Genomic DNA, 26,245 nt, shown 5'->3' with positions numbered 1-26,245 from the left:
TGATGGCCGGTACAACGCTGCTCGATATCAAGGGCGTCCAGACCTACTACGGCAACATCAGGGCGCTGAACGGCGTCGACGTCACCGTCAGGCAAGGTGAGATCGTAGCGCTGATCGGTGCCAACGGCGCCGGCAAGTCGACGCTGATGATGACCATCTTCGGTGCTCCCCGCGCCCGCGCGGGTACCATCACATTCGCCGGTACCGACATCACCCAACTGCCGACCCACGAGATCGCGCGCATGCGCATCGCCCAGTCGCCGGAAGGGCGCCGCATTTTCCCGCGCATGACGGTGATGGAAAACCTGCAAATGGGCGCCAGCCTCGACAACCTCGAGCATTATGACGAGGACGTCGAGAAGGTGTTCACGCTGTTTCCACGCCTGAAGGAACGCATTGCCCAGCGTGGCGGCACGCTGTCCGGCGGCGAGCAGCAGATGCTGTCGATCGGGCGCGCGCTGATGGCACGGCCGAAGCTGCTCTTGCTCGACGAGCCGTCGCTCGGCCTGGCGCCGCTGATCGTCAAGCAGATCTTCGACGCCATTCGCGAGCTAAACCGCACGCAGGGACTGACGGTGTTCCTGGTCGAGCAGAACGCCTTCGGCGCACTCAAGCTCGCCACGCGCGGCTATGTCATGGTCAACGGCAATGTGACGATGAGCGGCACCGGCAAGGAGTTGCTCGCCAATCCGGAAGTGCGCGCCGCCTATCTCGAAGGCGGCCATCACTGAGTTTCAGGAGACATCAATCATGCAGGGCATTCTCTATGAGGAACCCTCGATCTGGCAGTTCTTCTTCGTCACCTGCCTGCTCGGCGGCTGGGCGGCGTGGATGACGGGCAAGGCGTGTGCGCAGACGTGGCGCAGCTTCGCCCAGTTGTTCGCCTTCATGCTGGGGCTCGGCATCGGCATAAGGTTCATTCATCACGCGCTGTTCGGCGGAACGATGTTCTCGCTGCATTACTACATCGTCGATACCATTGTGCTGATGATCTTGGGCTTCATCGGCTACCAATACACGCGCACCAACCAGATGGTAACGCAGTATAATTGGCTTTACGAAAGAGCCTCTCTTTTGAGCTGGAAACCAAAAGGTTGACATTTATCATTAACGGCGTTTCAGGGATGAATCGGCGTGACAAGTGCCTGAAAATCGGCAAAGTACTCTTTCTGCGAGCAAGAGTGGGCATCGCATGAAAGCAACATCCACGCCCACTCGGTAAATGGGAGCGTTTCAATGAAAAAGTCACTTTTGTCCGCCGTCGCCCTGACCGCGCTTGTCGCGTTCAGCGGCAACGCGTGGGCTGACATCCTGATCGGCGTTGCCGGTCCGATCACCGGCCCGAACGCAGCGTTCGGCGCCCAGCTTCAGAAGGGTGCCGAACAGGCAGTCGCCGATATCAATGCGGCGGGCGGCGTTCTTGGCCAGCAGCTCAAGCTTGAAGTCGGCGACGACGTCTCCGATCCCAAGCAAGGCATCTCGGTCGCCAACAAGTTCGTCGCCGACGGCGTCAAGTACGTCGATGGCCACTTCAACTCCGGCGTCTCGATCCCGGCCTCGGAAGTCTACGCCGAGAACGGCATCCTTGAGATCACGCCGGCCGCGACCAATCCGAAGTTGACGGAACGTGGCATGTGGAACACCTTCCGCACCTGCGGACGCGACGATCAGCAGGGCAAGGTCGCTGGCGACTATCTCGCCGCGAACTTCAAGGATGCCAAGATCGCTGTCATCCATGACAAGACGCCTTATGGCCAGGGCCTCGCCGACGAAACCAAGAAGGCGCTCGCAGCCAACGGCGTGACTGAGGCCATGTATGAAGGCATCAATGTCGGCGACAAGGATTTCTCGGCCCTCATCGCCAAGATGAAGGACGCGGGCGTCTCGGTCGTCTACTATGGCGGCCTGCACACCGAAGCCGGCCTGATCATACGCCAGCTCGCTGACCAGGGCCTCAAGGCAACCTTCATGTCCGGCGACGGCATCGTGTCGAACGAATTGGCCTCCATCGCCGGCGACGCCGTCGAGGGCACGCTGATGACGTTCGCTCCGGATCCGCGCAAGAATCCGAACGCCAAGGAACTCGTCGAGAAGTTCCGTGCGGCCGGCTTCGAGCCCGAGGCCTATACCCTCTATTCCTACGCAGCGATGGAAATCATCGCGGCCGCCATCACCAAGGCCGGTTCAGCCGATGACGCTCAGAAGGTAGCCGAGACCATCAAGTCGGCCGGCCCCTGGAAGACCGCGATCGGCGAGATCGGCTACGACGCGAAGGGCGATATCACCCGTCCTGACTACGTCATGTACACCTGGAAGAAGGGTGACGACGGCAAGTACACCTATGTCGAGAACGCACCCGGCAAATAACCGGACGTTGCTACATGAGAATGCCCGGCGCCTCGCGCCGGGCATTTTTTATGAGAGTTCCCGAAAGCCTGGATCGGAACTGCCCAGGCGTTCTTCGGATCGACACGCAATGTGTCAGCGCGATAGATCAAATTAAATCGGTTTAATCCTCTTTTCGATTTTGTTTGCACTGCAGCATTTTCGCGCTAATCATGTCCGGCAGTTCCCTTCCCCGCGTCCGGAGCCCTGTCCTTGGCAATCTCGAAGATCCTTGTCGCCAACCGCTCCGAAATAGCCATCCGCGTCTTCCGCGCGGCAAACGAGCTCGGCCTCAAAACCGTGGCGATCTGGGCAGAGGAGGACAAATACTCCCTGCATCGCTTCAAGGCCGACGAAAGCTACCAGGTCGGGCGCGGGCCGCATCTGGCCAGGGATATGGGGCCGATCGAAAGCTATCTGTCGATCGAGGAGGTGATCCGCGTCGCCAGGCTATCGGGCGCCGATGCCATCCATCCAGGGTACGGCCTGCTGTCGGAAAGCCCGGAATTCGCCGAAGCCTGCGCCAAGGCCGGCATCATCTTCATCGGGCCAAAGCCGGATACGATGCGCAGGCTGGGCAACAAGGTCGCCGCCCGCAATCTCGCAATCGAAGTCGGCGTGCCGGTAATTCCCGCCACCGATCCCTTGCCGGACGACATGGCGGCGGTAAAGGAACTCGCCAAGACGATCGGCTACCCGGTGATGCTCAAGGCATCCTGGGGCGGCGGCGGCCGGGGCATGCGCGCCATCCGGTCCGAGGCCGATCTCGCCCGCGAGGTGATGGAAGGCAAGCGTGAGGCGAAGGCGGCTTTCGGCAAGGACGAAGTCTATCTCGAGAAGCTGATCGAGCGCGCACGCCATGTCGAGGTGCAGGTGCTGGGCGACACGCATCGCAACGCCGTGCACCTGTTCGAGCGCGATTGTTCGATCCAGCGCCGCAACCAGAAAGTGGTCGAGCGGGCGCCGGCGCCCTACCTCGAAATGTCACAGCGCGAGGAGCTTTGCGGCTACGCGCTGAGGATCGCGCGTGAGACCAGCTATATCGGCGCCGGCACAGTCGAGTTCCTGCAGGATGCCGATACCGGAAAATTCTATTTCATCGAGGTCAATCCGCGTATCCAGGTCGAGCACACCGTCACCGAACAGGTGACCGGCATCGACATCGTCAAGGCGCAGATCCACATCCTCGACGGCTTTGTCATCGGCACGGCGGAATCGGGCGTTCCGGCGCAGAAGGACATCAGGCTCAACGGCCATGCATTGCAGTGCCGCATCACCACGGAAGATCCCGAGCACAATTTCATCCCCGACTATGGCCGCATCACCGCCTATCGCGGTGCCACCGGCTTCGGTATCCGCCTTGATGGCGGCACCGCCTATTCGGGCGCGGTCATCACCCGCTTCTACGATCCGCTGCTGGAAAAGGTAACGGCGTGGGCGCCGACGCCGGCCGAGACCATCGCCCGCATGAACCGGGCGCTGCGCGAATTCCGCATCCGCGGCGTGGCGACCAACCTCACGTTCCTCGAGGCGATCATCAATCACCCGAGCTTCGCCGACAATTCCTACACCACCAAGTTCATCGACACGACGCCGGAACTGTTCGCCAGTGTGAAGCGGCAGGACCGCGCGACCAAGCTGCTCAACTACCTTGCCGACGTTTCGGTCAATGGTCATCCCGAGACGCGCGGCCGGCCGCAGCCAAAGGCCGATGCGGCGCCGCCGGTGGTGCCATATCTCAACGGCAATGTGCCTCAAGGCAGCAAGCAGAAGCTCGACGTGCTCGGGCCGGAGAAATTCGCCGCGTGGATGCGCGAGCAAAAAGAGGTGCTGGTCACCGACACGACAATGCGCGACGGGCATCAATCCTTGCTCGCGACGCGTATGCGCACCTATGACATCGCCGGAATTGCCGGCACCTATGCGCGCGCTCTGCCGCAGCTTCTGTCGCTCGAATGCTGGGGCGGCGCTACATTCGACGTCGCCATGCGCTTCCTCACCGAGGATCCGTGGGAGCGGCTGTCGCTGGTGCGCGACGCCGCGCCCAATCTTCTGCTGCAGATGCTTCTGCGCGGCGCCAATGGCGTCGGCTACACCAACTATCCCGACAACGTCGTCCAGCATTTCGTCAAGCAGGCAGCAAGCGGCGGCATCGACCTGTTTCGCGTCTTCGATTGCCTCAACTGGGTCGACAACATGCGCGTCGCCATGGATGCGGTCGGCGCCGAGGGCAAGCTGATCGAAGCAGCAATGTGCTATACCGGCGACATTCTCGACCCGGCGCGGGCCAAATACGACCTGAAGTATTATGTCGGCCTGGCCGCCGAGCTGGAAAGGGCCGGTGCGCATATCATTGCGGTCAAGGACATGGCCGGGCTGTTGAAGCCCGGCGCCGCGCGCGTGCTGTTCAAGGCGCTGCGCGAGGCAACCGACCTGCCGATCCACTTCCACACCCACGACACATCCGGCCTGTCGGCGGCAACCGTGCTGGCGGCGGTGGAGAGCGGCGTCGACGCCATCGACGCGGCGATGGATTCGCTATCCGGCAACACCTCGCAGCCGTGCCTCGGTTCGATCGTGGAGGCGCTGAAGGGCACCGAGCGCGATCCGGGCCTCGACCCGCAGTGGATCAGGAACATCTCGTTCTACTGGGAGGCGGTGCGCAACCAGTATTCAGCCTTCGAAAGCGACCTGAAGGGGCCGGCATCGGAGGTCTATCTGCACGAAATGCCGGGCGGTCAGTTCACCAACCTCAAGGAACAGGCGCGCTCTCTCGGGCTGGAGACACGCTGGCACGAAGTGGCGCAGACCTATCACGACGTCAATCTGATGTTCGGCGACATCGTCAAGGTGACGCCGTCGTCCAAGGTCGTCGGCGACATGGCGCTGATGATGGTGAGCCAGGACCTGACCGTCGCCGACGTCGAGAATCCGGCGAGGGACATCGCCTTCCCGGATTCGGTGGTGTCGATGTTGCGCGGCGATCTCGGCCAGTCGCCGGGCGGCTGGCCAAAGCCATTGCAGAAGAAGGTGTTGAAGGGCGAAAAGCCGATCACGGTGCGGCCGGGTTCGCTACTCAAACCGGCGGACCTCAAGGCCAGTCGCACGGAGGTCGAGGAAAAGCTCGAGCGCAAGCTCAGTGAGTTCGAGTTCGCGTCGTGGCTGATGTATCCGAAGGTGTTTTCCGATTTTGCCGCCGCGCAGGAGACCTACGGGCCGGTCAGCGTGCTGCCGACGCCGACCTATTTCTACGGCATGAAGCCGGAAGACGAGATTTTCGTCGACATCGAAAAAGGCAAGACGCTGGTGGTGCGCTGCCTTGCCATCGGCGATGTCGACGAAAAGGGCATGGTCACCGTGTTCTTCGAGCTCAACGGGCAGCCGCGCCGGGTGAAGGTGCCGGACCGGGCGCATGGCGCGTCCGCTGCCAAGGCACGGCGCAAGGCGGAGCCGGGCAATGAGGCGCATGTCGGCGCGCCGATGCCTGGCGTCGTCTCGGCGCTTGCGGTCGCTGCCGGCCAGGCGGTGAAGGCCGGCGACGTGCTGCTGTCGATCGAAGCGATGAAGATGGAAACGGCGTTGCATGCCGAACGCGACGGCACCGTAGCCGAGGTGCTGGTCAAGGCCGGCGACCAGATCGATGCCAAGGATCTGCTGATCGCGTTCGGGTGAAATAGGCCGGCGTCAGACAGCCTTGTCGGCGCCTGGCAGCAGCCCTTCATGCCGCATCGATAGCACCTTGACCCGCCGCGCCCGGTCGGGCATCGAACCGCTGCAATTCGCCGCTCGGGTCACCCCGAGTCGCGGCGAGAAACGACGCGGAGAGAAGACTATGGCCGACGACATTACCGAGACCAGCCAGACTGTTGCCGCCGGCCAGTTGCGCGCCTTCATCGAACGCATCGAGCGGCTCGAGGAAGAGAAAAAGACGATTGCCGACGACATCAAGGAAGTGTTCGCAGAGGCCAAGGGCACCGGCTTCGACACCAAGGCGATGCGGTCGATCATCCGGCTGCGCAAGAAGGACCAGGCCGAGCGGCAGGAAGAGGAATCCATTCTCGATCTGTACAAGGCCGCGCTCGGCATGGTGTAAAGGCCGGCCTCGGCGCCGGAGACGATCGCGGGAGAAGCGGTTCTGACCATGGATTCCAGCCATGAGCGAATTCGATTTTGGCGCCCGCCGCGCCTCTGAATTCCGCCAACGCAGCTTCTGGACGCTGTTCGCGGAACGGCATCCGGATGAAAGGGCTCTGCTGGCGAGGCGCGGACCGTGGTTCTGGCAGCGTGGGCTGCCCGATTTCGCATTGGTCCTTTCCATGTACGTCGCGCCTGCGCAGAATCATGTCGGCGTCTTCTTCGGCCGCAACGAGAAGTTCGGTGCCACGCAAGCCTGGTCGCGGTTGAAGCCGTTCCAGCCGGCCATCGAAGACAGGCTGAAGCTCAGGCCAGAACAAAGTTGCGACGGCCTCGGCATCAATTCGATGTGGCGGGTGAATTGTTTTGCCGAGGACAATTGGCCGGCGATGACCGACTGGCTGGTGACGGAAGCCTCACGTTTCGAGCGCGCGATTGCCGAAGTTCTGGGTCAGGGATAAAGCAGGGTTTCCAGACGCAATCCTTGTTGAAGGGTTGCTCTGGTGAGCAGAGCGAGGGAGCCGGTGGATCGATGACGATCATGTCGCGCGTTGCCGCCTTCTTCCGCTCACGCTGGTTCGGCGGCGTGCCGCTCGATCGGCTGTTCTGGCGCGACCTGGTCGTTGTCGGCACAGCGATCAACGTCGCGTCGTCGGTGGCGGCACTCATTCTGCTCGGGCTGAAGCTGCCGCTTGCGCTCGTCCTGGCGGTGCATTTCGCGCCGGTGCCCTACAATATCTTCCTGACCTTTGCCGTTTGGCGAACTGCCGGAAAATCGAGTGGCGTCATGGCCTCGCTGATGACGCTTGGCGCCACGTTGTGGCTGATCCTGGTGGTCGTGGCCTGACGATCAGGCGGCCGGCTCGAATTTGAGCGCCACGCCGTTGATGCAATAGCGCAGGCCGCTCGGCGGCGGGCCGTCGTCGAAGACATGGCCGAGATGGCTGCCGCAGCGGGCGCAATGGCACTCGGTACGGACCATGCCGTAGCTGCGGTCGACGGTGGTCTCGACCGAGCCCGGCACGGGATCGTTGAAGCTCGGCCAACCGGTGCCGCTCTCGAATTTCAGCTTGGATTCAAACAAGGACTGGTCGCAGCCGACGCAGGAGAAGGTGCCGGCGCGCTTCTCGTGCAGCAGGGCGCAGCTTCCCGGCCGCTCGGTGCCGTGGTTGCGCATTACCGCATATTGCTCGGGCGTCAGCCGGGCGCGCCATTCGGCATCGGTGCGGGTAACGGGGTAGGTGTGGCTGTCCATTTTTTCCTCTTAGCTTATCTCGCTATTTGGGTTGCCTTCCCAACTTCGCCTGAAATAGGCATTTGTTACGGCGTTTGCCCGTATTTCCAACCCTGTTGCAAAGAATTCCTCAGGCGATGGCCGCGAGATAGCGCGCAACCGATGCTGAAAATGCCGCCTTTGCATCTCCGATGACGTTCTGGTTCCACCATGCGCCGTAGATATGGTCGAACGCGAAAGGCTCCAGCGCGGCCTTGATGCCGCGCACTTTCGTTGCGTTGAGCGGGATATAGTTCGGATAGCTGTACATGAAGCTGACATGACGACGGGTCGGCGTCACCTGCAGGATGTCGCCGGCCAGGATGGCATTGCCGCCGTCGCGCTTCCAGTGCAGCACCTGGCCACCGGCAAAGTGGCCGCCGCAGCGGATGAGCGTCAGCGACGGGTTTATGGCGCGCATCTCGCCTTCCCAACTGATGATTGCCGGATGCGGCCGCATGATCCACTGACGATCATCGGCGTGCAGATAAATCGGCACGCCGCCAAACGCCGCGCTCCATTCGACCATTGCCGAATAATAATGGCAGTGCGAAATGGCGATGGCGGCCAGGCCGCCCCGGCGGTTGATCTCCGCCACCGCCTCGTCGCTGACCATCGAGATGCAGTCCCACAGCACATTGCCGTGCGGCGTTTGCGCCAGCAATGCGCGCTGGCCGATAGCGAAGCGCGGCTCGATGCCGAAGGCGAGCACGCCGACATCATCCTTGATCACGACCCGATGCCCGGCGGCGAGCTCTTCCGGCGTGGTCCAGGCCTGGCCCTCCCAGCGCACATATTGCCGCTCGTCCTCGCAGATCGGGCAATGTCGCGGCGGCGTCGCTGTCGCCGCGAACTGGACACCGCACTGCAGGCAAAGGAAACAGGTCGACCGTCCTGTTTTGCGTGGATCCATTCAGTGCTTCCTTGAAAGTTGCTTCGTCGCGGCTTCCAGGCCGGCGAGCGTCAGCGGAAACATGCGGCCGCCAAAGATATCGCGGATCATGGCAATCGAATGGGTATAGCCCCAGTTCTTCGCGTCTTCCGGATTGAGCCAAATGGCGTTCGGCCATTGCTGCAGCAGCCTGCCGAGCCAGACGGCACCGGCCTCCTTGTTCCAATGCTCGACCGAGCCGCCGGGTTGGGCGATCTCATAGGGGCTCATCGAGGCGTCGCCGACGACGATCACCTTGTAGTCGGGGCCATATTTATGGAGGAGATCGAAGGTCGGAATCACCTCGGCATGGCGGCGGCGATTGTCCTTCCACACGCCTTCGTAGAGGCAGTTGTGGAAATAGAAATATTCGAGCTGGCGGAACTCGGCGCGGGCGGCCGAAAACAGCTCCTCGACGCTCCTGACATGGTCGTCCATCGAGCCGCCGACATCGAAGAACATCAGCAGCTTCACGGCATTGCGACGTTCGGGTTGTGTCTTAACGTCAAGATAACCGTGCTCGGCGGTGGCGTGGATGGTGCCGGGCAGGTCGAATTCCTCTTCGGCGCCTTCGCGCATCCAGCGGCGCAAGCGCTTCAGCGCGACCTTGATGTTGCGGGTGCCGAGTTCGACGGCATCGTCGAAATTCCTGAACTCGCGCCTGTCCCAGATTTTTACCGCGCGGCGGTTGCGGCTCTCGTGCTGGCCGATGCGCACGCCTTCGGGATTGTAGCCATAGGCGCCGAAGGGCGAGGTGCCGCCGGTGCCGATCCATTTCGAACCGCCCTGATGCCGGCCCTTTTGCTCCTCCAACCGCTTCTTCAGCGTCTCCATCAGCTTTCCGAAGCCGCCCAGCGCCTCGACAAGTTTTTTTCCTCGTCGGAGAGGTGCTTTTCAGCGAGCCTCCGCAGCCATTCCTCCGGGATGTTTGCGACATCGACCGCGTTTTCGCCGGCCAGCGCCTCGACACCTTTGAAGATGTGCGAAAAGACCTGGTCGAAGCGGTCGATGTGGCGCTCGTCCTTCACCAGAGCGGCGCGGGCGAGATAGTAAAAGCCCTCGACATCATAGTCGACCAGCCCGGCCTCCAGCCCCGCCAGCAGCGACAGATATTCGCGGAGCGAGACCGGAACCCGCGCTGCCTTCAGTTCGAGGAAGAAGGGGATGAACATCTCACCGTCTACAGCAGATCATATTCGATGAAGCCGGTCCTGCGCGCCACGTGGTCGTAGAGCTTGCGTGCGGTGGTGTTGGTCTCGTGGGTCATCCAGTAGACGTTCTTGACGCCGATCTTGCCGGCTTCCTGCTTGACCGCTTCGATCAGGGCGGCGCCGACGCCCTTGCCGCGCACATCGGGGTCGGCGAACAGGTCCTGCAGATAACAGTTGTTTATCTGCGACCAGCAGGAGCGATGGTAGAGATAGTGCGTCAGGCCGACGGCCTTGCCGTCGAGGGCAGCGATGAAACCCTTCGGCTCGAACTCGCCCGCCGTGAACAGCCGCTTCCAGGTGACGGCGTAAACCTCTTCCGGCAGCTTGGTTTCGTAGAAGGTGAGATAGGCGGTCCAAAGACGCCGCCAATCGGCGTGGTCGGATTGCACAAGCGGGCGGACGGTGATCTCGGTCATTTCGTTTCCCTCTGAAGTCGGCAACCTGAAGCTGCCTCCGTGCCCGGCTGGAGGCAACGGTCCAGCACCGGGAAAGCGCTGTCCGGTGACTTCGTGGGCTTCCGGCCGACCGGCCCTCACCCCTGCCGTCTCGCCATGAAGGCCAGGCGCTCGAACAGATGCACGTCCTGTTCGTTCTTCAGCAAGGCGCCGTGCAGTTTCGGCAGCGCGTTCTTCGGGTCGGCGCGCAGGTCCTCGGGCGCGATGTCGTCGGCGACCAGCAGGCGGATCCAGTCGAGTGCCTCGGAGGTCGACGGCTTCTTCCTGAGGCCCGGCACGTCACGGATTTCATAGAATTGCGTGAGTGCGGCGCGCACCAGGTTCTGCTTGATGCCGGGATAGTGCACGTCGACGATTTTGTGCAGCGTCTCGACGTCGGGAAAGCGGATGTAGTGGAAGAAGCAGCGGCGCAGGAAGGCGTCCGGCAGCTCTTTTTCGTTGTTGGAGGTGATGATGACGATCGGCCGGACGGTGGCACGAATGGTCTCGCCGGTCTCGTAGACGAAGAACTCCATCCGATCCAGTTCCTGCAACAGATCGTTGGGGAACTCGATATCGGCCTTGTCGATCTCGTCGATCAGAAGCACGACTTTCTTGCCGGCAGCAAAGGCGTCCCACAGCTTGCCGCGCTTGATGTAATTGCGGATGTCGTTGAAGCGCTCGTCGCCGAGCTGGCTGTCGCGCAGCCGCGAGACGGCGTCGTATTCATAGAGGCCCTGCTGCGCCCGCGTGGTCGATTTGACGTGCCATTCGATCAGATCCAGGCCGAGCGCCGCCGCCACCTGGCGGGCAAGTTCGGTCTTGCCGGTACCGGGCTCGCCCTTGACCAGCAACGGCCGCTCCAGCGCGATCGCCGCGTTGACCGCCACCATCAGATCCTTGTCGGCAACATAGGCTGCCGTGCCTTCGAAACGCATTTTTGCTCCCGGGTTCATCGCGCGACCCTAAGGACGCGGCCTTCGCTGTGCAAGGCGCTGCTGGCAAAGCGGGGATCTTGCGGCGCGACCCTCGTCGAGCGGTCCTGCGTCGATTTAAGACTCGAAACATGTCGTCTCTCTGGCGCTTGGTCTGCCGTCTGCCTATATTGGCGGAGACGGTCTGCGCTTCCCGGCAGGAGAACATTTTCCCCGGGGCCTTAATGATCCCTAGGGAGCTGTCCCTGGGAAGACCCGTGGGTTTTCTCATACGGCGCCCACCTACTTTGTAGGTTCCCGGGATCGCTCTCTCCACCGGTTGTGTGGATCGTCACCTGTCGAAAAGGCCATGTCTGGCGGATCTTGTCGTCGCGCCGCTTTGTGCGGTGCTCTCACGAACGAAAAGTTCGCCCCGCTCCTCCAAAACGTCGCTCGTAAAACTCCATTCAAATCTGACTTTTTCTAGCGTCGGCGCATGACATCCCCAAAAGACCTGAAAAAAAATCTCCGCAACCAAGCCCTCGGGCGCCGCGACGCGCTCGATCCTTTCTGGCGGGTGGAGGCAGCACTCGAAATGGCCGAGACGGCGCGCGACCGGATCACGGTCGAGCCGGGCCAGATCGTCTCAGGCTTCTGGCCGATGCGCTCGGAAGTCGACGTCCGGCCGCTGATGTTTGCCTTGCGCGAGAAGGGGGCAAGGCTCTGCCTGCCGGCCATTCTGGACAAGACCACCATCGTCTTTCGCGAGCTGGTGCGTGGCGCGCCGATGATCGACATGGGCTTCGGCACCGTCGGGCCGCATGAGGAAGCCGAGGTACTCGACCCCCAGGTCATGCTGGTGCCGCTCGCCGCCTTCGATGCGCGCGGCCACCGCATCGGTTACGGCGCCGGCTATTACGACCGGGCGATCGCGCGGCTGGCCGACAAGGGGCAGCAGCCGCGGCTGATCGGCATTGCCTTCGACTGCCAGGAGGTGGCCCTGGTGCCGGACGAGCCGCATGACGTGATCATTCCGGAAATACTCACCGAGAGCGGGTTGCGCCGGTTCGAGCCGAAATTGTAGATAAGTTCCGGGACGCATGGTCTTTTTCGAAAGTCATGCAGCTTTTTGCTTCGCTGACCTTCGGTTCGGGATCACGCTTATATGAGACTTCTCTTTCTCGGCGACATGGTCGGCAAGACAGGACGTACGGCGGTGTGGGAACAACTGCCCGGCCTGATCTCGGATTTCAAACTCGACTTCGTCATCGTCAATGGCGAGAACGCCGCCGGAGGCTTCGGCATCACCGAGGAGATTTTTCGCGAGACGATCTCGGCCGGCGCCGATGTCGTCACGACCGGCAATCATGTCTGGGACCAGCGCGATGCGCTGATTTTCGCGCCGCGCGAAGAGCGCTTCCTGCGTCCGTCCAATTTCCCCAAGGGTACGCCGGGGCGCGGCTCAGGCGTCTACATCGCCAGGAACGGTGCGCGCGTGCTGGTCGCCAACATCATGGGTCGGGTGTTCATGCATCCCGAGCTCGACGATCCGTTCCAGGCCGGCGAGCGCGAACTTGCCGCTTGTCCGCTTGGCGAGCAGGCCGATGCGATCGTCATCGATTTCCATGCCGAGGCGACCTCGGAAAAAATGTGCTTCGCTCATTTCGTCGACGGCCGTGCCAGCCTTGTTGTCGGCACCCACACGCATCAGCCGACCGGCGATCACCAGATCCTCAATGGCGGCACCGGTTATATTTCCGATGCCGGCATGTGCGGCGATTACGATTCCTCGCTCGGCATGGACAAGGAGGAGCCGCTCAACCGGTTCTTGTCCAAGGTGCCGAAAGGCCGCTTCGAGGCGTCGACCGGACCGGCGACATTGTGCGGCGTCGGCGTCGACATTTCCGACGGTAGCGGCCTGACCGAACGGATCGCGCCGTTTCGCCGCGGCCCGCGGCTGGAGGAAACGGCTCCATCCTTCTGGTCGTGACATTGATATGGACGCTTGCAGTACCCAATTGCCGGCGAAACTGCTCTAGATCGTAGAGGGGACGACCTCCATGCAGCTAGTCGAATTCCTGGCGCCGCATTTCGCCTTTGTCTCCGACCCGACGGCATGGGTCGCGCTGCTGACTCTGGTCGTGCTGGAGGTCGTGCTCGGCATCGACAATCTGATCTTCATCTCGATTTTGACCAACAAGTTGCCGGTAGCGCAGCGGGCCCGCGCCCGGCGGCTCGGCATATCCGCCGCGCTGGTGATGCGGCTGATCCTGCTGGCCACCATCTCGATCATCGTCCAACTGACGACGCCGATATTCACCGCCTTCGGCCACGGGTTTTCATGGCGCGACCTGATCCTGATCGCCGGCGGACTGTTTCTCGTCTGGAAGGCGACCAAGGAGATCCACCACACGGTCGATCTCGATGATCACCAGGACACCATGATGGGCGAGACGCTGCAGCTTTCGCTGGCCGGCGCGATTTTCCAGATATTGCTGCTCGACCTCGTCTTCTCGATCGACTCGATCATCACCGCCGTCGGCATGACCGACGAAATCGCTATCATGTACATCGCGGTGATCGTGGCGGTGAGCGTGATGATGCTGGCGGCCGGGCCGCTAGCCGATTTCATCGCCAGGAACCCCAGCATCGTCATGCTGGCGCTCGGCTTCCTGCTGATGATCGGCATGACGCTGATCGCCGACGGCATGGGTTACCACGTGCCGAAAGGCTACATCTACGCCGCCATGGGTTTTTCGGCCTTGGTCGAAGGGCTCAACATGCTGGCTCGGCGCCGGAAGAAGGCAAAGGGCGGGGGCGGGCATTGACTTGACTCTTACAGAATTGTGCGTACAATTTTGTAAATAACGGTGCCGCCATATTGCGATTTGAATGGGATCCCGAGAAGGCTAAGCGCAACCGTGCCAAGCATGGTGTTGCGTTCGATCTCGCCAAAGATGTCTTCAAGGATCCGCTTCATCTGATTGTGCCTGACCGGTTTGAAGATGGCGAGCAAAGGTGGCATGCGATCGGGATGATCCAAGGGCTGGTGGTACTGCTCGTTGTTCACACTTATCCCGATCTCGAAGATGAGGAACGAATTCGGATTGTCGGTGCCCGGAAAGCAACGCCGCATGAAAGGAGGCGCTATGAGCAGGAAGGAACTTAGCCAAGATCAGCGCAACCAGCTCGCCAATTTGGCAGATTTGCCTGACAGCGAAATTGACACGTCCGACATTCCGGAAACTTCGGCCGAGAATTGGGTTCATGCTCGCCGAGGGCACCTCTACCGGCCACTAAAGCAGCCGGTGACCATTCGGCTTGACGCTGATGTGCTGTCCTGGTTCAAGGAGCATGTCGAAGGCGGTGGCTATCAAACGGAGATCAACCGCGTGCTCCGCCGTCATGTGCTAGAGCAGGAAAAGCGGCGTTCCTGAGCATTCGCGGTCTGTTGCCATCCGATGTTGGCTCGCCGTTGCTTAATTTGCTGGAACGTCCTTCGGGTGGCGGTCGCCGATCAGGCCGAGCATCACGCCTTGCTCCAGCCACGCCTTGGCGCCGGCGAGCACCAGCGCAAAACCGCCGGTCGAGCCGATCGCCTGCTTGACCTGCTCGTCAGGGCTGCCGGCAAAGCCGAAATTGCGGACCTCGACAAAGGTCGTGTTGCCCGGCATCTCCTCGAAAGTCCAGACCACCGTAGTCGGCGGATCGCTCCATTGCATGACGATCTTCTTGTTATCGACGATCTCACTGACATTGACCGTCGTCGAGACGCCATACATGCGCCATTCCCAGCGAACTTTGTTGCCGCTGTCCAGCCTGTCGCTGCCATGAGTGAACCAGAATTTTGTCGTGATCGCCGGATCGACGATAGCTTCGAACACGTCGGCGACCGGCCGCCTTATCAGCATGCCGGCTTCGGCGGTCGGTGTTTCACGGATAGCCATATCGTCCTCCTTTCCACGGCGCCGCCGCCTGTTCACCAAGCATCGGGTTCGCGCACGAGGTGAATGATGTTCGCCGGGTTGGTGATCCAGCCGCCGCGGAAGCCTTCACCCAGTGCCTCGATGGCGTCGCAGCGCACGACGCCGGCCTTGGCGAGATGGTCCGCAGCGCCTGGAAAATCATCGGTGAACAGTTCCAGCCAGATCTCGGCCTGGCTAAGCGTCGGCGCTTCGTCGATCCACAGGCGATTGGGGCCGAGTTCGAAGCCGACGGCCGGCGGCTTGGCCGTGAATGGCTTCAGGCCGATGACGTCGCGATAGAAGGCGATCGTCGCCTGGTATTGATGCGGCGGGACTTTCATGGCGATGTTGATGCCGCCGGTGATCTTCGCGGTCATTCTTACTCCATTGCTCTCAGATGTTGTTCTCGTTAGCCGGCTCGCCCTTCATCTCGCTGCGGTAATAGCCGTCGCGCAGATTGATGCCGTATTCGACATAGGCCTTCATGCAGGCCAGCATCTGCGACCAGCCCTCGCAATTGAGGTAGGACTTCTTCAGGCCGACCGCGTCCTCGTGCCAGCCGGTTTCGGCGATGGTGACAAAGGTGCCGCCATCGTCGAGCGGTTCGAAATTCATTTCGATGCGGGTCTTGTAGGTCGGCTTGCCGTCGGCGTCGGTGGCATCCCAGCGCAGCACGATGCGGCTGTCTTTCTTCACCTCGTCGACCTCGACGGGAACCTTGCCCCACCAGATGACGGTGGCGCCCGCCTCCAGCAGTGCGCTGGCGCCGCCGATCGTGGTGAAGTAGCCGCTAAGTTTCTTCGGATTGACGACCGCATCGAAGACTTCGGCGACAGGTTTGCCGATGCGGCCAGAAACCCTGAATCCAAGAGACATATCCACAGCTCCTTCCTTGAATGGCTCAAGGATATGTTATAGAAATATAACATGTCAAGCCAATCGCGAGACGACAATGTTTTCAAGGCGCTGGCGCATCCGCGCCGGCGTGCGTTGCTAGACCGGCTGAAGGATGCGCCGCAGACCACCGGCATGTTGTGCGATGCCTTCCCCGACATGGACCGCTGCACGGTCATGCTGCACCTGAAGGTGCTGGAGGAGGCCGACCTGGTCGTGGCGCGGCGCGAGGGGCGCGAACGCTGGAACCATCTCAACGCGCTGCCGATCAAGCACATCCACGACCGCTGGATCAGTCAATATGCCACGCACGCGATCAGCATCCTCGACCGGCTGAAATCCGATCTTGAGGGATGAAAGGTTTGCCGAAGCCTGCCGATTTTCGGATCTTGAAACCCTTGCGTGCCGGCAGCAATGGCGCGGCTGGACGAATTGAGCCGATTTATCTATAAGCCGGCCATTCCGACAGCGAGCGCCGTCCGTCCGTCAGGGACGCAGCAGGACGTTCTGAAATTTTGAATTCGAGCATTTTGCAAGATGCCGGGTGGTTCACCAGGCGGCAGATGCTCTAGCCGAGAAGATGACAGGGGTGCCATGGCTGGCCATTCACAGTTCAAGAACATCATGCACCGCAAGGGCCGCCAGGATGCGGTGCGGTCGAAGATGTTTTCCAAGCTGGCGCGCGAAATCACCGTCGCCGCCAAGAGCGGCACGCCCGATCCATCGATGAACCCGCGCCTGCGCCTTGCGGTGCAGAACGCCAAGGCGGTGTCGATGCCGAAGGACAATATCCAGCGCGCCATCAACAAGGCGTCGATGGGCGATGCCGAGACCTACGAAGCCGTGCGCTACGAGGGTTACGGGCCAGGCGGCGTCGCGCTGATCGTCGAGGCCCTGACCGACAACCGCAACCGCTCGGCGTCGAATGTGCGCGCTGCCTTCACCAAGGCGGGCGGGGCGATGGGCGAGACCGGCTCGGTATCGTTCATGTGGGACCGCGTCGGCGAGATCTACTATCCGGCATCGGCCGGCAGCGCCGAGAAGGTGATGGACGCGGCGATCGAGGCCGGTGCCGACGACGTCCAGTCGGACGAGGAAGGCCACACGATCTACTGCGCTTTCGAGAATCTCGGCGAAGTGTCGAAGGCGCTGGAAGGCGCACTCGGCGAGGCTGAATCGGTGAAGCCGATCTGGAAGCCGCAGACCAATATCGCGGTCGACGAGGAGCGGGCACAATCGCTGATGAAGCTGGTTGCGACGCTCGAGGACGACGACGACGTGCAGAGCGTCTACGCCAATTTCGAGGTCGACGAGGAGACCTTGGCGAAGCTCAGCGCGGCATGATCCAACACGCGCTGCCCACAGTCCGCATCACCTATTGCACGCAGTGCCAGTGGCTGCTCAGGGCCGGCTGGATGGCGCAGGAGCTGCTGTCGACCTTCGGCACCGATCTGGGCGAAGTGACGCTGGTGCCCGGTACCGGCGGCATCTTCACCATTTCCTGCAATGACACGCTGGTCTGGGACCGCAAGCGTGACGGCGGTTTTCCCGACGCCGCAAAGCTCAAGCAACTGGTTCGCGACGTCATCGATCCGGATCGCGATCTCGGCCATGCCGACCGCAAGGGCCATAAGTCAAAAGACCCTGCCTGACGGCCTTTTAGGACTTCCGTCCTGCATTCACCGCCATGCGAAGATGAAGCAGCCCAGCGCCATGATGGCGGTGATGGTGCGGACATGGTTCCACATCACCCAGTCCTTGAGATAGGTGGCCCACACGGCGGCGCCGTTGGCGCTTGCCGGATCGACGGCGGCCAGGGCGTTGTTGAGCGGCACGTTGAACATCATCGTCACGATCGGGTTGCCGACGAGATAGATCAGGGCGCCGGCGAGGAGCCAGAATGCACCCGGTTGGCTCCAGCCGATAAGAGCGCCGGCGGCAAGGACAAGGCAGACCAGTCCGGTGCCGAAAAGCGCGGTCATGAATGCCGGCGTAATCACGGTGATGTTGATCGAATTCATGGCGGCGATGCCGCCTCCGGCAGGCAAGCGGGCGAGCGCCGGCATGATAAAGTTGGAGAAGGCGAAGAAAACGCCGCCGACAACGCCTGAGCCAATGGCAGCGACGAAGGTGAGGGTTGGAAGCAGTTTCATGATCATGTCAGTTCCTCCGGTTTCGGGGTTCGAGCAATTTGATTGGCACGTCCACAAAATGTGAATAATCCTCATGTTTGCAAAACGTGATAAACCCTCGTATTTTGCGAGTCAAGGCAATTTGTTGATTGTTCGTCTGGAGACAGTCATGGAAGGCACCGCTGCACCGGGTTCCCGCAACGAGCAGATCGCATCGCCGCGCCGGGCGCCGAGCCAGCAGCGCAGCCGCGAGCGGGTCGAGCGCATGCTGGCCGCCGCCTCGGCGCTGATCGCCGAGCAAGGCAGCGACGCCATGCGCATGGGCGAGGTGGCCGAGAGGGCCGGCGTGTCGATCGGCTCGCTCTACCAGTTCTTCCCCGACAAGAGGGCGATCATCTGGGCGCTGGCCGAACGCTACACCGCCGAAAGCCAGGCCTGCATTGCGGCAGCGCTAGCCGAGGTCAATGACGCCGAAGGCCTGCGCCGGGCATTTTCGGAACTGGTGGATATCTACTACGGAATGTTCCTGGCGGAGCCGGTGATGCGCGACATCTGGTCGGGCACGCAGGCCGACAAGGCGTTGCGCGAACTCGAGCTTGCCGATAGCCGGGCCAACGCCGAATTCCTTACAGCCGTGCTGAAACGGCTGCGGCCATCCGCCGATCCGGAAGCGCTCGAAACGACGGCGTTTCTAATCTGGCAGATGGGCGAGGCCGCAATGCGGCTGGCGATCTCGGTCGGGCGGCAAGAAGGCGACCGGCTGGTTGCCGCCTACAAGCGGATGGCTCTGCGCGAGCTGGTCGGCGAATAGGGCCGTATTTCGCAACAAAAAACCCGCCACGAAGGCGGGTTTCTCGATCTGCGAAACGCCAATGCGGCTTAGAGGCCGAAGCCTTCGAAACGCTTCTTGAACTTCGACAGGCGGCCACCGCGGTCGAGCAGGGTCTGCTGGCCGCCAGTCCAGGCCGGATGGGTGGTGGGGTCGATATCGAGGTTCATCGTATCGCCTTCCTTGCCCCAGGTCGAACGGGTCATGTATTCGGTGCCGTCGGTCATGACGACCTTGATGGTGTGGTAATCGGGATGAATATCGGTCTTCATGGGTCTGTTCCTGGCTTGCCGGGTGCTGCCGACGGGCTAAAGCCTGCGTCGATGCGCCCCTTTTTAAAACTCGAAGCCGCAGCTATTGAGGAGCCACGGCTTCTAAAACGGTCGGCGAGCCTATACATCAGCCGGAATTGAATCACAAGGCCGCGGCAAGCGCATATTGATGGCGCAAGCCTCAAAGGGCCAGAGGAAACGGTCATGGCGAACATCAGCGGCGATGCAGACGAGCGCAGGCGCTCGCTGAGGCCGCTGCAGCGCCTGTTTCCCTACATCACGCATTACCGCAAAATGGTCATCGGCGCGATCGTCTCGCTGGCCGTCGCTGCGGCGACGACGCTGGCGCTGCCGCTGGCGGTGCGGCGGATGATAGACCACGGCTTTTCCGCTTCCGATTCCAGCTTCATTGCCGAATATTTCGCCATGCTGGTGGTAATGGCCGCCGTGCTGGCGGCGGCGTCGGCCAGCCGCTACTATTTCGTCATCACGCTCGGCGAGCGCGTCGTTGCCGATATCCGCCGCGATGTCTTTGCCCACGTCACAACACTGTCGCCATCCTTTTTCGACACGGCCCAGTCGGGCGAGATCGTCTCGCGGCTCGCCGCCGACACGACACAGGTCAAATCGGCCGTCGGTGCCACCGCCTCGGTGGCTTTGCGCAACGTCATCCTCGGCCTTGGCGCCGTGGCGATGATGGTCTTCACCAGCCCAAAACTGTCCGGCCTGGTCATCGCGGCCATTCCGCTAATCGTGCTGCCGCTGGTCGCCTTCGGCCGCTCGGTGCGGCGCAAGTCACGGCTGGCGCAGGATACTCTGGCCAATGCCACCGCCTACGCCAGCGAGCAGATCGGCGCGGTGCGCACCCTGCAGGCCTTCACCAACGAGAAGCTTGTAACCGGGTATTTTTCATCCGCCGTGGAAGCAGCGTTCGAAGCGGCGCGGGCCTCGATCTTTGCCCGCTCCTTTCTCACCTTCTTCGCCATCTTCATGATCTTTTCCTCGGTCGTGGCGGTGCTGTGGTTCGGTTCGCGCGACGTGCTCGACGGGACGCTGTCGCCAGGCACGCTTGGCCAATTCCTGCTCTATTCGGTGTTCGCCGCCGGCGCGCTCGGCGCCCTGTCGGAAGTCTGGGGCGAACTGTCCCAGGCAGCGGGCGCTGCCGAACGGCTGACCGAGATCCTGGCCGAGAAACCCGCGATCCAGGCGCCCGCCGATCCGAAGCCGCTGCCGGCAAAGGCGAGAGGCGCGATCAGCTTCGACGATGTCTCCTTCTCCTATCCGGCCCGGCCCGACCGCGCCGCCGTCCATGGCCTGAGCTTTCAGGTCAAACCCGGCGAGACGGTGGCGATCGTCGGGCCCTCGGGCGCCGGCAAGAGCACGGTGTTTTCGCTGCTTCTACGCTTCTACGATCCGGGGGCCGGCAGGACCGTCATCGACGGGGTCGATCTGCGCGAGGCCGATCCGGCCGCGATCCGCGCGCGGATCGCCATCGTGCCGCAGGACGTCACCATCTTTGCCGCAAGCGCGCGCGACAATATCGGCTTTGGCCGGCCTGGCGCCAGCCAGGCCGAGATCGAGGCGGCGGCGAAGGACGCGCTTGCCGACGAGTTCATCCTGAAACTCGAAAAGGGCTATGACAGCCAGGTCGGCGAGCGCGGCGTGACGCTGTCGGGCGGCCAGCGCCAGCGCGTGGCGATCGCCCGCGCCATCTTGCGCGATGCGCCCATCCTGCTGCTCGACGAGGCGACCTCGGCGCTCGATGCCGAAAGCGAGACGCTGGTGCAGACGGCGCTGGACCGGCTGATGAAGGGCCGCACCACGATCGTCATCGCCCATCGGCTGGCAACCGTGCTGAAGGCCGATCGCATCCTGGTCATGGATGGCGGCCGCATCGTCGAGGAAGGCACGCATCAGAGCCTGGTCGCCAAGGGCGGCATCTATGCGCGGCTGGCCAAGCTGCAGTTCGATACCGGGGCGAATGCTTTCAGGGGCGCGGCCGAGTAGCATCGCTCCATCCGATGAAATCGAGATGAGGCTCCATCTTCTTGTTTGACCATGATCTTTTCCGAAAACCGGCATCCACTTTTCGGGATCATGGTGCCCAGCGGCCGCCGAGTTTCTTCAGCTACCGAAAGCTCGGCGTTTGCCGCGTCGATAGGCTATGAACAGGGGAACGCCGACAAGCAACGACAACAAAAGCATGCTGGCGACGGTCTGTCGCTGCTCCTTTGCCGGATCGCTGAGCTGCACATCGGCAGGCGGCTCTTCATAGGTAAAATCGTACTGCCAGCGAACCTGGTCTGCGAGGTCATCGACGGTTTTCAGATAATCGGCAATCGCCTTGGCCGGTACTTCAGTCGCCAGCGTCTGAAAGTTCCATTCAACTTGCAATTCGGTGGGCGTGTTGGACCAGGATGCCTTGAGAGACAGATAGGGCGTCACGACGTTTTTCATCGACTCGCCGGAAAACCTCGCCTTGAGGTTGCGCACGGTCACCTTGTGGCGGCGGTAGAACTGGGGGCCGAGGGAGACGGGCCCGGTTCGATCGACGATTGTCGGGGTTGGAAGAGAGTTGTTGCCGAGATCGGCCGCGCGGATCGGGAAATTCTTTGCCAGATCGTTGGCCGTCAGCGCCTCCGCCGGCAAGCGATAACTTTCCTTCACGCTCACTATGTTGCCGTCGCGCCGATCCACGATTTCCGGCTTGGCGATGGTTTGGATGCCCGGATATTGCTTGTTGTAGTATTTCAGGTAGGCGTCCGACACCTCGCTCAGCGACCTGCTGGCGAAATTGCCGCGCATCCAATCGGCATCGGCGTCCTCATATGTCGAGAAGACCGTCAGCACGAGGGGATCGCCCGGTTTCCGCGGAAAGTCGAATTCCTCGGCGATCTGGATCGATGGGCTGCTAAGCACAGGAATCGGCATCTTCTCCAACCCGCCGGTGCTGGAAAGCGGCAGCGCGAAGCCGTAGTCCGGCTGTGCGAGATTGTGCGCCCTGCCGCCCTGAAGATAGTTCGTGGCGTCCAGCCAATATGTCTTTGCTCCGATCCTTGCCTTGACGATGGCATGGTCGAAATCGCGAAGCGCCGGCAGATGCTGGTCCAGAGCCCGCCCCTCGTCGAGATCGGCCAAGGCAACCTCGGCAGCAATGCCAAGCCGCACAAGCGACGAAACCAGCAGCAGTGCCTTGTCCTTGCAGTCACCAAACCCGCTCAGGATGACCGTCGCGGGATCACGCGGAACGTAGGAACCGGCACCCATCGACAGGCTTACATAGCGGATCTGGTCCTGCACCAACCGCATTGCCTCGACCATCCGGTCTTCGGGCACCGGATGCCGCAGAGCGATGTCGTCGAGCTTTGCGGCAAAAGCCGGGGGAAAAACGGTCGCTGGCTTGTAATAGGGCGCAACGGCATCGACCACACTTTGCCAATTCGCGGTAGACGCGACATCGATGGAGCCCCAGCCTGGATAGGTCACGGGCAGGTTGTCCTCGACATTGACCGGTTTCGGGTTTGAGATTTCCCACAGGTAGGTGATGTCCGGCCCAGTCGGGGAGATTGAAGGCTTGAGTCGGGTTCCCCTGGTTTTGATCTCGAGCGGCTGGGCCGAAGGCCAAATGATGCTTGTGCGGATAAGCGCTACCGGCTCTTCCCATTCGGTGGAGAAATTCTTGAAGAAAAGGTCCTTGCCGACCAGCGGCGTTATCTCATAGGTCGACCCATAGTCAACGATGTCGCCGGCACGCACGTCATCGATGTTGACATGTGCTGTCAGCCAGCCGTCGAAGACGCCTTTCTCGGCGTCTCTTTCCCTGCGGAAGATGTCGAATTCGACGCCTTCCAGCCGGTCCAAAACGGCACCATCGCGGATGATGTGAAGATGGTTGAGCGTGACCTTGTGCCGGGACGGATCGAACTGCAGGTCGATACTCGCGCCACGATCCAGGCCGGGACGGTCGACGATTTTATAGACGGTGCGCGAGTACTCGACATAGCCGCCGGCGCGATGCTTGATCTGGTCGTCCGAGAGCAGCCATGAAACGCCATTCTTGATTTGATCCGATCGGGTGGGATCGGCAGCCGGAATATCAAGCTGCTTTACCCAGCTTTCTGCCGGACCCTTGAGAACCATGTCGTCGGACATGGCCGGAGAACTCAGGCCGATCAATAAGATGAAAAATACCAAGCGGGGCCAGAAAGACTTCATCCTATGAAAACTGTAACAGACAGACATCTACGCTCGCCCAACTTGGAAGAACTCCTTTTTCAGAGGCTTTCCCACCAAAGTAAAGGCCAGTTTCGCGGATTTCTGCAGTCACCGCGGCAAGAACCTGGAATAGACGAAGCGGCTCAGTTCCCGTACCGCTTCTTCAGATGGTCAGTGAAATGTGCGGCATCGAGCTTTTCGCCGGTAGCGCGTTCGAGCAGTTCCGGTGTCGACCAGCGCGAGCCTTGCGACCAGATCCTTTTGCGGCGCCAGTCGTTGATCGCGGCGAAATCTCCCTTGGCGAGGTCTTCGTCGGCTGAAGGATGATCCCTGGTCAGCGCCGCCCATTGCTGCGCCGCCATCATGGCGCCCAGCGTGTAGGAGGGGAAATAGCCGAAGGCGGCACCCGGCCAGTGGACGTCCTGCATCGGACCGTCAGCCGGATTGTCTGATGTCGACAGGCCGAGATAATCGCGCATCTTGGCATCCCAGGCTTCGGGCAGGTCGGCTGCTTCCAGCCGTCCCGAGACAAGCTCCTGCTCCAGCTCGTAGCGCAGGATGACGTGCAGCGGATAGGTGACCTCGTCGGCATCGACGCGGATCAGGCCGCGCTCGACCCGGTGTACATGCGGCAGGATGTCGTCGATCGTCCAGCTCTCGCCGAGGTGCCTTTCGACCACCGGCAGCGCCCAGCGCCAGAATTCTGGATTGCGGCCGATCTGCTTTTCGACGAACAGGCTCTGGCTTTCATGCACCGCCATGCCGCGCGCTCTGCCCAGAGGCCAGTGCGCCCACGCCTTCGGCAGGTTCTGCTCGTACAGCGCATGGCCGGTCTCGTGCAGCACGCCCATCAGCGCCGACAGGAAATCCGAGGTCTTGTAGCGGGTGGTGATGCGCACGTCGCTCGGCACGCCGCCGCAGAAGGGATGGTGCGAAACCGACAGCGAGCCGTGGGTGAGGTCGAAGCCGACCGCCGCCATCATGGCGAGGCCGAGCTCGCGCTGCTTGTCCAAGGGGTATCTGCCGGAAAGCGGCTTCAGCGGATGTTTCGCCAGCCGCTCTTCCTGCACGGCCAGTGCCTCCGGCACGAAACCTTTCAGGAAGGTCTTCAACTCGACAAACACAGGCGTGATGTCGGCGGCGCGATTGCCCGGGTCATATTGCTCCATCAGCGCGTCGTAAGGCTCGAGCCCGAGCACCTCGGCGCGAAGTGCCGCCTCCTCGCGGACCAGCGCTACGACGCCTTCGAGCGCCGGCAGGAAACCCGCCCAGTCGTTCTTGGCACGCAGGTCGCGCCAGAGCTGCTCGGAGCGCATGCGCGCGGTCGTCTGGCGCTCGACGAACTCGACTGGCAGGCAGGTCAGGTTGGTGTATTGCCGGCGGAATTCCCTGACCGCGGCCTGCTGCTCTTCGTTCAGCGCTTCCTGCTCGGCCGCCGCGATCCAGTCGGCAATCTCCGGCGCAGTCGCCCGGGCATGGTGCATGCCGGCAAGCGCCGACATTGCCTCTGCGCGCTTCTCGCCGCCGCCGACCGCCATATGGGTCGCCTCGTCGGCGCCGAGGATGGCGAGGGCGTGTTCCAGCGCTTCGAGCTTGTGGCCGAGGTCGTCGAGTTTTTGAAAGGACATTGTGGGTTCCGCTGATTTGACGGCGGGAAAAGATACCAATGCAAAAGTGTTGGCAACCCCGAAGCCGTCCGCGATCGACGCATCGACTGCCAGCTGCAACGGCCGAAAAGCATCTTGTGGAAGCGGTGGCGTGCGTGGTCAATGTCGTCCGGCGGCGGCAGACCGCGATGCGGAGACGAAACATGATCGCCAATGTGCTGGTCGGGCTGGTGGCCGTGATCCACCTCTGCATCGTCTATCTTGAGATGGTGCTGTAGGACACGCCGCGCGGCCATATGGTATCCAGGCTGACGCCGGAATTCGCCAGGGCCTCGAAAGTGCTCGCGGCCAATCAGGGGCTTTACAACGGCTTTCTCGCAGCCAGCCTGATCTGGGGCTTTACCTCGGCGAAGCCGGTTTCCAGTAGTCTTCTTCCTGCTCTGCGTCGCCGTCGCCGGCCTTTACGGCAGCGACGGCGGGCCGTAAAATCCTGTTCATCGAGACAGTGCCGGCAGCGCTGGCGCTGATTGCACTGGCGGTGGGCTAGCGCATGATCCCTGAACCGAAAGCTGGAACGGGATCATGCGCAAATCAATTGCCACAGCGCCGGGCACTGCGGCCGATTTCAGCCGCCTGGATAAGTTGGGCCATAGCCGTTGGGATAGTATCCGCCATCGGCGCCGTTGCCGATGAGGAAGGCACTGCCGGTGTCAGCGCGCAGCTTTTGGCTGACATCGTCGAGCTGCGCCAGCAACTGCTGATATTGCGTGCTCGGCATGGTTCCATCGCGTGCGGCCCTCTGGGCGGCCCGATCGAGTTGAGCGACCTGCGTGCGCAAGTCACGTGCCTCGCCCGGCTCGAGCTTGTTCGCCCGGATGGCGCCCTGGATACCCGTCTCCACGCTCTGGATCTGATTGATCAAGGCCGTCGCACGCGGGCCGGCGTAAGCGCCAGCAAACGGAACGGCGAGGAGCAGTGTGGCGAGCGTAGCAGTCCTGAGATTCCTGGGAGCGAAGAAGCGCATGGTTGCGTCTCCTTTACTGGGGAAG

General features: G+C 61.9%; 29 protein-coding genes, 1 other RNA gene and 2 pseudogenes. 19 read left to right on the top strand and 13 right to left on the bottom strand.

Features of this window, described 5'->3' with window-relative positions; translation table 11 throughout:
* The first annotated feature begins 2 nt into the window (after positions 1–2).
* The 7 genes from NKJ91_RS06820 to NKJ91_RS06790 all read left to right on the top strand — a co-directional run bounded on the left by NKJ91_RS06820 (position 3) and on the right by NKJ91_RS06790 (position 7,366).
* On the top strand, positions 3–731 hold the full coding sequence (locus NKJ91_RS06820) for an ABC transporter ATP-binding protein (RefSeq protein WP_352455032.1): 729 nt from the start codon (positions 3–5) through the stop codon (positions 729–731).
* A gap of 19 nt (positions 732–750) precedes the next feature.
* A complete protein-coding gene (locus NKJ91_RS06815) occupies positions 751–1,098 on the top strand; it encodes a DUF6867 family protein (protein ID WP_023678048.1) in 348 nt (115 codons plus the stop codon).
* Between the two features lie 138 nt (positions 1,099–1,236).
* Entirely contained in the window at positions 1,237–2,367 is a 1,131-nt protein-coding gene (locus NKJ91_RS06810) for a branched-chain amino acid ABC transporter substrate-binding protein (RefSeq protein WP_352454927.1), read from the top strand.
* Between the two features lie 231 nt (positions 2,368–2,598).
* Complete coding sequence (gene pyc / locus NKJ91_RS06805) at positions 2,599–6,057, top strand: pyruvate carboxylase (RefSeq protein ID WP_352454926.1); 3,459 nt, start codon at positions 2,599–2,601, stop codon at positions 6,055–6,057.
* 160 nt (positions 6,058–6,217) lie between these two features.
* A complete protein-coding gene (locus NKJ91_RS06800) occupies positions 6,218–6,478 on the top strand; it encodes a DUF2312 domain-containing protein (protein ID WP_023719653.1) in 261 nt (86 codons plus the stop codon).
* Between the two features lie 61 nt (positions 6,479–6,539).
* On the top strand, positions 6,540–6,980 hold the full coding sequence (locus tag NKJ91_RS06795) for a hypothetical protein (protein ID WP_352454925.1): 441 nt from the start codon (positions 6,540–6,542) through the stop codon (positions 6,978–6,980).
* Positions 6,981–7,051: 71 nt separating this feature from the next.
* Complete coding sequence (locus NKJ91_RS06790; RefSeq protein WP_023678043.1) at positions 7,052–7,366, top strand: hypothetical protein; 315 nt, start codon at positions 7,052–7,054, stop codon at positions 7,364–7,366.
* Positions 7,367–7,369: 3 nt separating this feature from the next.
* Here NKJ91_RS06790 and msrB read toward each other — a convergent pair whose 3' ends face one another.
* The 5 genes and pseudogenes from msrB to NKJ91_RS06765 all read right to left on the bottom strand — a co-directional run bounded on the left by msrB (position 7,370) and on the right by NKJ91_RS06765 (position 11,306).
* Positions 7,370–7,774, bottom strand: a complete 405-nt coding sequence (msrB, locus tag NKJ91_RS06785) for a peptide-methionine (R)-S-oxide reductase MsrB (RefSeq protein WP_352454924.1) — start codon at positions 7,772–7,774, stop codon at positions 7,370–7,372.
* A 109-nt stretch (positions 7,775–7,883) separates the two neighbouring features.
* Positions 7,884–8,705, bottom strand: coding sequence for an MBL fold metallo-hydrolase (locus NKJ91_RS06780; RefSeq protein WP_352454923.1), 822 nt, complete (start codon positions 8,703–8,705; stop codon positions 7,884–7,886).
* Positions 8,706–9,895 (bottom strand): annotated as a pseudogene (locus NKJ91_RS06775) (vWA domain-containing protein). It lies immediately after the preceding gene.
* A gap of 8 nt (positions 9,896–9,903) precedes the next feature.
* The gene (locus NKJ91_RS06770) at positions 9,904–10,350 is read right to left on the bottom strand and encodes a GNAT family N-acetyltransferase (RefSeq protein WP_352454922.1); all 447 of its coding nucleotides are present in this window, start codon (positions 10,348–10,350) and stop codon (positions 9,904–9,906) included.
* 116 nt (positions 10,351–10,466) lie between these two features.
* Positions 10,467–11,306, bottom strand: a complete 840-nt coding sequence (locus NKJ91_RS06765; RefSeq protein ID WP_352454921.1) for an AAA family ATPase — start codon at positions 11,304–11,306, stop codon at positions 10,467–10,469.
* Positions 11,307–11,481: 175 nt separating this feature from the next.
* On the opposite strand from NKJ91_RS06765, the gene ssrS reads away from it, so the two are divergent.
* The 6 genes from ssrS to NKJ91_RS06735 all read left to right on the top strand — a co-directional run bounded on the left by ssrS (position 11,482) and on the right by NKJ91_RS06735 (position 14,719).
* Positions 11,482–11,637, top strand: a non-coding RNA gene (gene ssrS, locus NKJ91_RS06760) — 6S RNA.
* Between the two features lie 141 nt (positions 11,638–11,778).
* Positions 11,779–12,366, top strand: a complete 588-nt coding sequence (locus NKJ91_RS06755) for a 5-formyltetrahydrofolate cyclo-ligase (protein WP_352454920.1) — start codon at positions 11,779–11,781, stop codon at positions 12,364–12,366.
* A gap of 81 nt (positions 12,367–12,447) precedes the next feature.
* Positions 12,448–13,272 (top strand): TIGR00282 family metallophosphoesterase, encoded by an 825-nt coding sequence (locus NKJ91_RS06750; protein WP_352454919.1) that lies wholly within the window; start codon positions 12,448–12,450, stop codon positions 13,270–13,272.
* Between the two features lie 70 nt (positions 13,273–13,342).
* Positions 13,343–14,110: a TerC family protein gene (locus NKJ91_RS06745; RefSeq protein ID WP_352454918.1), complete on the top strand. Its 768-nt coding sequence runs from the start codon at positions 13,343–13,345 to the stop codon at positions 14,108–14,110.
* Between the two features lie 53 nt (positions 14,111–14,163).
* Complete coding sequence (locus NKJ91_RS06740) at positions 14,164–14,451, top strand: BrnT family toxin (protein ID WP_352454917.1); 288 nt, start codon at positions 14,164–14,166, stop codon at positions 14,449–14,451.
* Positions 14,432–14,719, top strand: coding sequence for a BrnA antitoxin family protein (locus tag NKJ91_RS06735; RefSeq protein ID WP_352450852.1), 288 nt, complete (start codon positions 14,432–14,434; stop codon positions 14,717–14,719). Before NKJ91_RS06740 ends, NKJ91_RS06735 begins: the two co-directional genes overlap by 20 nt.
* Positions 14,720–14,761: 42 nt before the next feature.
* On the opposite strand, the gene NKJ91_RS06730 is transcribed toward NKJ91_RS06735, so the two are convergent.
* Genes NKJ91_RS06730 through NKJ91_RS06720 form a run of 3 tightly spaced genes read right to left on the bottom strand, consistent with a single transcriptional unit; the run spans position 14,762 to position 16,123 of the window.
* Positions 14,762–15,229, bottom strand: coding sequence for an SRPBCC family protein (locus NKJ91_RS06730; RefSeq protein WP_352454916.1), 468 nt, complete (start codon positions 15,227–15,229; stop codon positions 14,762–14,764).
* Between the two features lie 32 nt (positions 15,230–15,261).
* On the bottom strand, positions 15,262–15,624 hold the full coding sequence (locus tag NKJ91_RS06725) for a VOC family protein (protein ID WP_352454915.1): 363 nt from the start codon (positions 15,622–15,624) through the stop codon (positions 15,262–15,264).
* Between the two features lie 16 nt (positions 15,625–15,640).
* Complete coding sequence (locus tag NKJ91_RS06720; RefSeq protein ID WP_352450849.1) at positions 15,641–16,123, bottom strand: SRPBCC domain-containing protein; 483 nt, start codon at positions 16,121–16,123, stop codon at positions 15,641–15,643.
* Positions 16,124–16,174: 51 nt separating this feature from the next.
* Between NKJ91_RS06720 and NKJ91_RS06715 the strand changes: the two genes are divergently transcribed.
* The 3 genes from NKJ91_RS06715 (at position 16,175) to NKJ91_RS06705 (ending at position 17,793) form a co-directional block, all read left to right on the top strand.
* Positions 16,175–16,498: an ArsR/SmtB family transcription factor gene (locus tag NKJ91_RS06715; RefSeq protein WP_023678030.1), complete on the top strand. Its 324-nt coding sequence runs from the start codon at positions 16,175–16,177 to the stop codon at positions 16,496–16,498.
* Positions 16,499–16,735: 237 nt separating this feature from the next.
* Positions 16,736–17,485, top strand: a complete 750-nt coding sequence (locus NKJ91_RS06710) for a YebC/PmpR family DNA-binding transcriptional regulator (RefSeq protein ID WP_023678028.1) — start codon at positions 16,736–16,738, stop codon at positions 17,483–17,485.
* The gene (locus tag NKJ91_RS06705) at positions 17,482–17,793 is read left to right on the top strand and encodes an Rdx family protein (protein ID WP_352454914.1); all 312 of its coding nucleotides are present in this window, start codon (positions 17,482–17,484) and stop codon (positions 17,791–17,793) included. The genes NKJ91_RS06710 and NKJ91_RS06705 overlap by 4 nt, the downstream gene beginning before the upstream one ends.
* A 27-nt stretch (positions 17,794–17,820) precedes the next feature.
* Here the strand turns inward: NKJ91_RS06705 and NKJ91_RS06700 are convergent, their stop codons facing one another.
* Complete coding sequence (locus NKJ91_RS06700) at positions 17,821–18,300, bottom strand: anthrone oxygenase family protein (protein WP_352454913.1); 480 nt, start codon at positions 18,298–18,300, stop codon at positions 17,821–17,823.
* Positions 18,301–18,442: 142 nt separating this feature from the next.
* On the opposite strand from NKJ91_RS06700, the gene NKJ91_RS06695 reads away from it, so the two are divergent.
* Positions 18,443–19,084 (top strand): TetR family transcriptional regulator, encoded by a 642-nt coding sequence (locus NKJ91_RS06695; protein ID WP_352454912.1) that lies wholly within the window; start codon positions 18,443–18,445, stop codon positions 19,082–19,084.
* A 68-nt stretch (positions 19,085–19,152) separates the two neighbouring features.
* Here NKJ91_RS06695 and rpmE read toward each other — a convergent pair whose 3' ends face one another.
* A complete protein-coding gene (rpmE, locus tag NKJ91_RS06690) occupies positions 19,153–19,374 on the bottom strand; it encodes a 50S ribosomal protein L31 (RefSeq protein WP_006327661.1) in 222 nt (73 codons plus the stop codon).
* Between the two features lie 204 nt (positions 19,375–19,578).
* On the opposite strand from rpmE, the gene NKJ91_RS06685 reads away from it, so the two are divergent.
* Positions 19,579–21,381, top strand: coding sequence for an ABC transporter transmembrane domain-containing protein (locus NKJ91_RS06685; protein WP_352454911.1), 1,803 nt, complete (start codon positions 19,579–19,581; stop codon positions 21,379–21,381).
* Positions 21,382–21,498: 117 nt separating this feature from the next.
* Here the strand turns inward: NKJ91_RS06685 and NKJ91_RS06680 are convergent, their stop codons facing one another.
* Complete coding sequence (locus NKJ91_RS06680) at positions 21,499–23,526, bottom strand: DUF3857 domain-containing protein (protein ID WP_352454910.1); 2,028 nt, start codon at positions 23,524–23,526, stop codon at positions 21,499–21,501.
* 206 nt (positions 23,527–23,732) lie between these two features.
* Entirely contained in the window at positions 23,733–25,217 is a 1,485-nt protein-coding gene (locus tag NKJ91_RS06675) for a carboxypeptidase M32 (RefSeq protein ID WP_352454909.1), read from the bottom strand.
* A gap of 182 nt (positions 25,218–25,399) precedes the next feature.
* Here NKJ91_RS06675 and NKJ91_RS06670 point away from each other — a divergent pair.
* Positions 25,400–25,743: pseudogene (locus NKJ91_RS06670) on the top strand (DUF1304 domain-containing protein).
* A 78-nt stretch (positions 25,744–25,821) separates the two neighbouring features.
* On the opposite strand, the gene NKJ91_RS06665 reads toward NKJ91_RS06670, so the two are convergent.
* Positions 25,822–26,220 carry a hypothetical protein gene (locus tag NKJ91_RS06665; RefSeq protein ID WP_352454908.1) on the bottom strand — a complete coding sequence of 133 codons (399 nt, stop codon included), beginning with the start codon at positions 26,218–26,220 and terminating at the stop codon, positions 25,822–25,824.
* Positions 26,221–26,245: the final 25 nt, after the last annotated feature.

This window comes from Mesorhizobium sp. M0040, assembly GCF_040323505.1.
Taxonomy (GTDB): domain Bacteria; phylum Pseudomonadota; class Alphaproteobacteria; order Rhizobiales; family Rhizobiaceae; genus Mesorhizobium.
This window is presented reverse-complemented; position numbering and strand designations above follow the sequence as displayed.

What these genes read in the sequence shown, in the direction of transcription:
- NKJ91_RS06750 (WP_352454919.1), top strand. Translation starts at nt 12,448, where the DNA reads ATGAGACTTCTCTTTCTCGGCGACATGGTCGGCAAGACAGGACGTACG.
- NKJ91_RS06795 (WP_352454925.1), top strand. Translation starts at nt 6,540, where the DNA reads ATGAGCGAATTCGATTTTGGCGCCCGCCGCGCCTCTGAATTCCGCCAA.
- NKJ91_RS06765 (WP_352454921.1), bottom strand. Translation starts at nt 11,306, where the DNA reads ATGCGTTTCGAAGGCACGGCAGCCTATGTTGCCGACAAGGATCTGATG.
- NKJ91_RS06680 (WP_352454910.1), bottom strand. Translation starts at nt 23,526, where the DNA reads ATGTCCGACGACATGGTTCTCAAGGGTCCGGCAGAAAGCTGGGTAAAG.
- NKJ91_RS06790 (WP_023678043.1), top strand. Translation starts at nt 7,052, where the DNA reads ATGACGATCATGTCGCGCGTTGCCGCCTTCTTCCGCTCACGCTGGTTC.
- msrB (WP_352454924.1), bottom strand. Translation starts at nt 7,774, where the DNA reads ATGGACAGCCACACCTACCCCGTTACCCGCACCGATGCCGAATGGCGC.
- NKJ91_RS06780 (WP_352454923.1), bottom strand. Translation starts at nt 8,705, where the DNA reads ATGGATCCACGCAAAACAGGACGGTCGACCTGTTTCCTTTGCCTGCAG.
- rpmE (WP_006327661.1), bottom strand. Translation starts at nt 19,374, where the DNA reads ATGAAGACCGATATTCATCCCGATTACCACACCATCAAGGTCGTCATG.
- NKJ91_RS06700 (WP_352454913.1), bottom strand. Translation starts at nt 18,300, where the DNA reads ATGATCATGAAACTGCTTCCAACCCTCACCTTCGTCGCTGCCATTGGC.
- NKJ91_RS06715 (WP_023678030.1), top strand. Translation starts at nt 16,175, where the DNA reads ATGTCAAGCCAATCGCGAGACGACAATGTTTTCAAGGCGCTGGCGCAT.
- NKJ91_RS06725 (WP_352454915.1), bottom strand. Translation starts at nt 15,624, where the DNA reads ATGACCGCGAAGATCACCGGCGGCATCAACATCGCCATGAAAGTCCCG.
- NKJ91_RS06755 (WP_352454920.1), top strand. Translation starts at nt 11,779, where the DNA reads ATGACATCCCCAAAAGACCTGAAAAAAAATCTCCGCAACCAAGCCCTC.
- NKJ91_RS06735 (WP_352450852.1), top strand. Translation starts at nt 14,432, where the DNA reads ATGAGCAGGAAGGAACTTAGCCAAGATCAGCGCAACCAGCTCGCCAAT.
- NKJ91_RS06705 (WP_352454914.1), top strand. Translation starts at nt 17,482, where the DNA reads ATGATCCAACACGCGCTGCCCACAGTCCGCATCACCTATTGCACGCAG.
- NKJ91_RS06820 (WP_352455032.1), top strand. Translation starts at nt 3, where the DNA reads ATGGCCGGTACAACGCTGCTCGATATCAAGGGCGTCCAGACCTACTAC.
- NKJ91_RS06800 (WP_023719653.1), top strand. Translation starts at nt 6,218, where the DNA reads ATGGCCGACGACATTACCGAGACCAGCCAGACTGTTGCCGCCGGCCAG.
- NKJ91_RS06810 (WP_352454927.1), top strand. Translation starts at nt 1,237, where the DNA reads ATGAAAAAGTCACTTTTGTCCGCCGTCGCCCTGACCGCGCTTGTCGCG.
- NKJ91_RS06770 (WP_352454922.1), bottom strand. Translation starts at nt 10,350, where the DNA reads ATGACCGAGATCACCGTCCGCCCGCTTGTGCAATCCGACCACGCCGAT.
- NKJ91_RS06745 (WP_352454918.1), top strand. Translation starts at nt 13,343, where the DNA reads ATGCAGCTAGTCGAATTCCTGGCGCCGCATTTCGCCTTTGTCTCCGAC.
- NKJ91_RS06730 (WP_352454916.1), bottom strand. Translation starts at nt 15,229, where the DNA reads ATGGCTATCCGTGAAACACCGACCGCCGAAGCCGGCATGCTGATAAGG.
- NKJ91_RS06815 (WP_023678048.1), top strand. Translation starts at nt 751, where the DNA reads ATGCAGGGCATTCTCTATGAGGAACCCTCGATCTGGCAGTTCTTCTTC.
- NKJ91_RS06695 (WP_352454912.1), top strand. Translation starts at nt 18,443, where the DNA reads ATGGAAGGCACCGCTGCACCGGGTTCCCGCAACGAGCAGATCGCATCG.
- NKJ91_RS06665 (WP_352454908.1), bottom strand. Translation starts at nt 26,220, where the DNA reads ATGCGCTTCTTCGCTCCCAGGAATCTCAGGACTGCTACGCTCGCCACA.
- NKJ91_RS06675 (WP_352454909.1), bottom strand. Translation starts at nt 25,217, where the DNA reads ATGTCCTTTCAAAAACTCGACGACCTCGGCCACAAGCTCGAAGCGCTG.
- NKJ91_RS06685 (WP_352454911.1), top strand. Translation starts at nt 19,579, where the DNA reads ATGGCGAACATCAGCGGCGATGCAGACGAGCGCAGGCGCTCGCTGAGG.
- NKJ91_RS06710 (WP_023678028.1), top strand. Translation starts at nt 16,736, where the DNA reads ATGGCTGGCCATTCACAGTTCAAGAACATCATGCACCGCAAGGGCCGC.
- NKJ91_RS06720 (WP_352450849.1), bottom strand. Translation starts at nt 16,123, where the DNA reads ATGTCTCTTGGATTCAGGGTTTCTGGCCGCATCGGCAAACCTGTCGCC.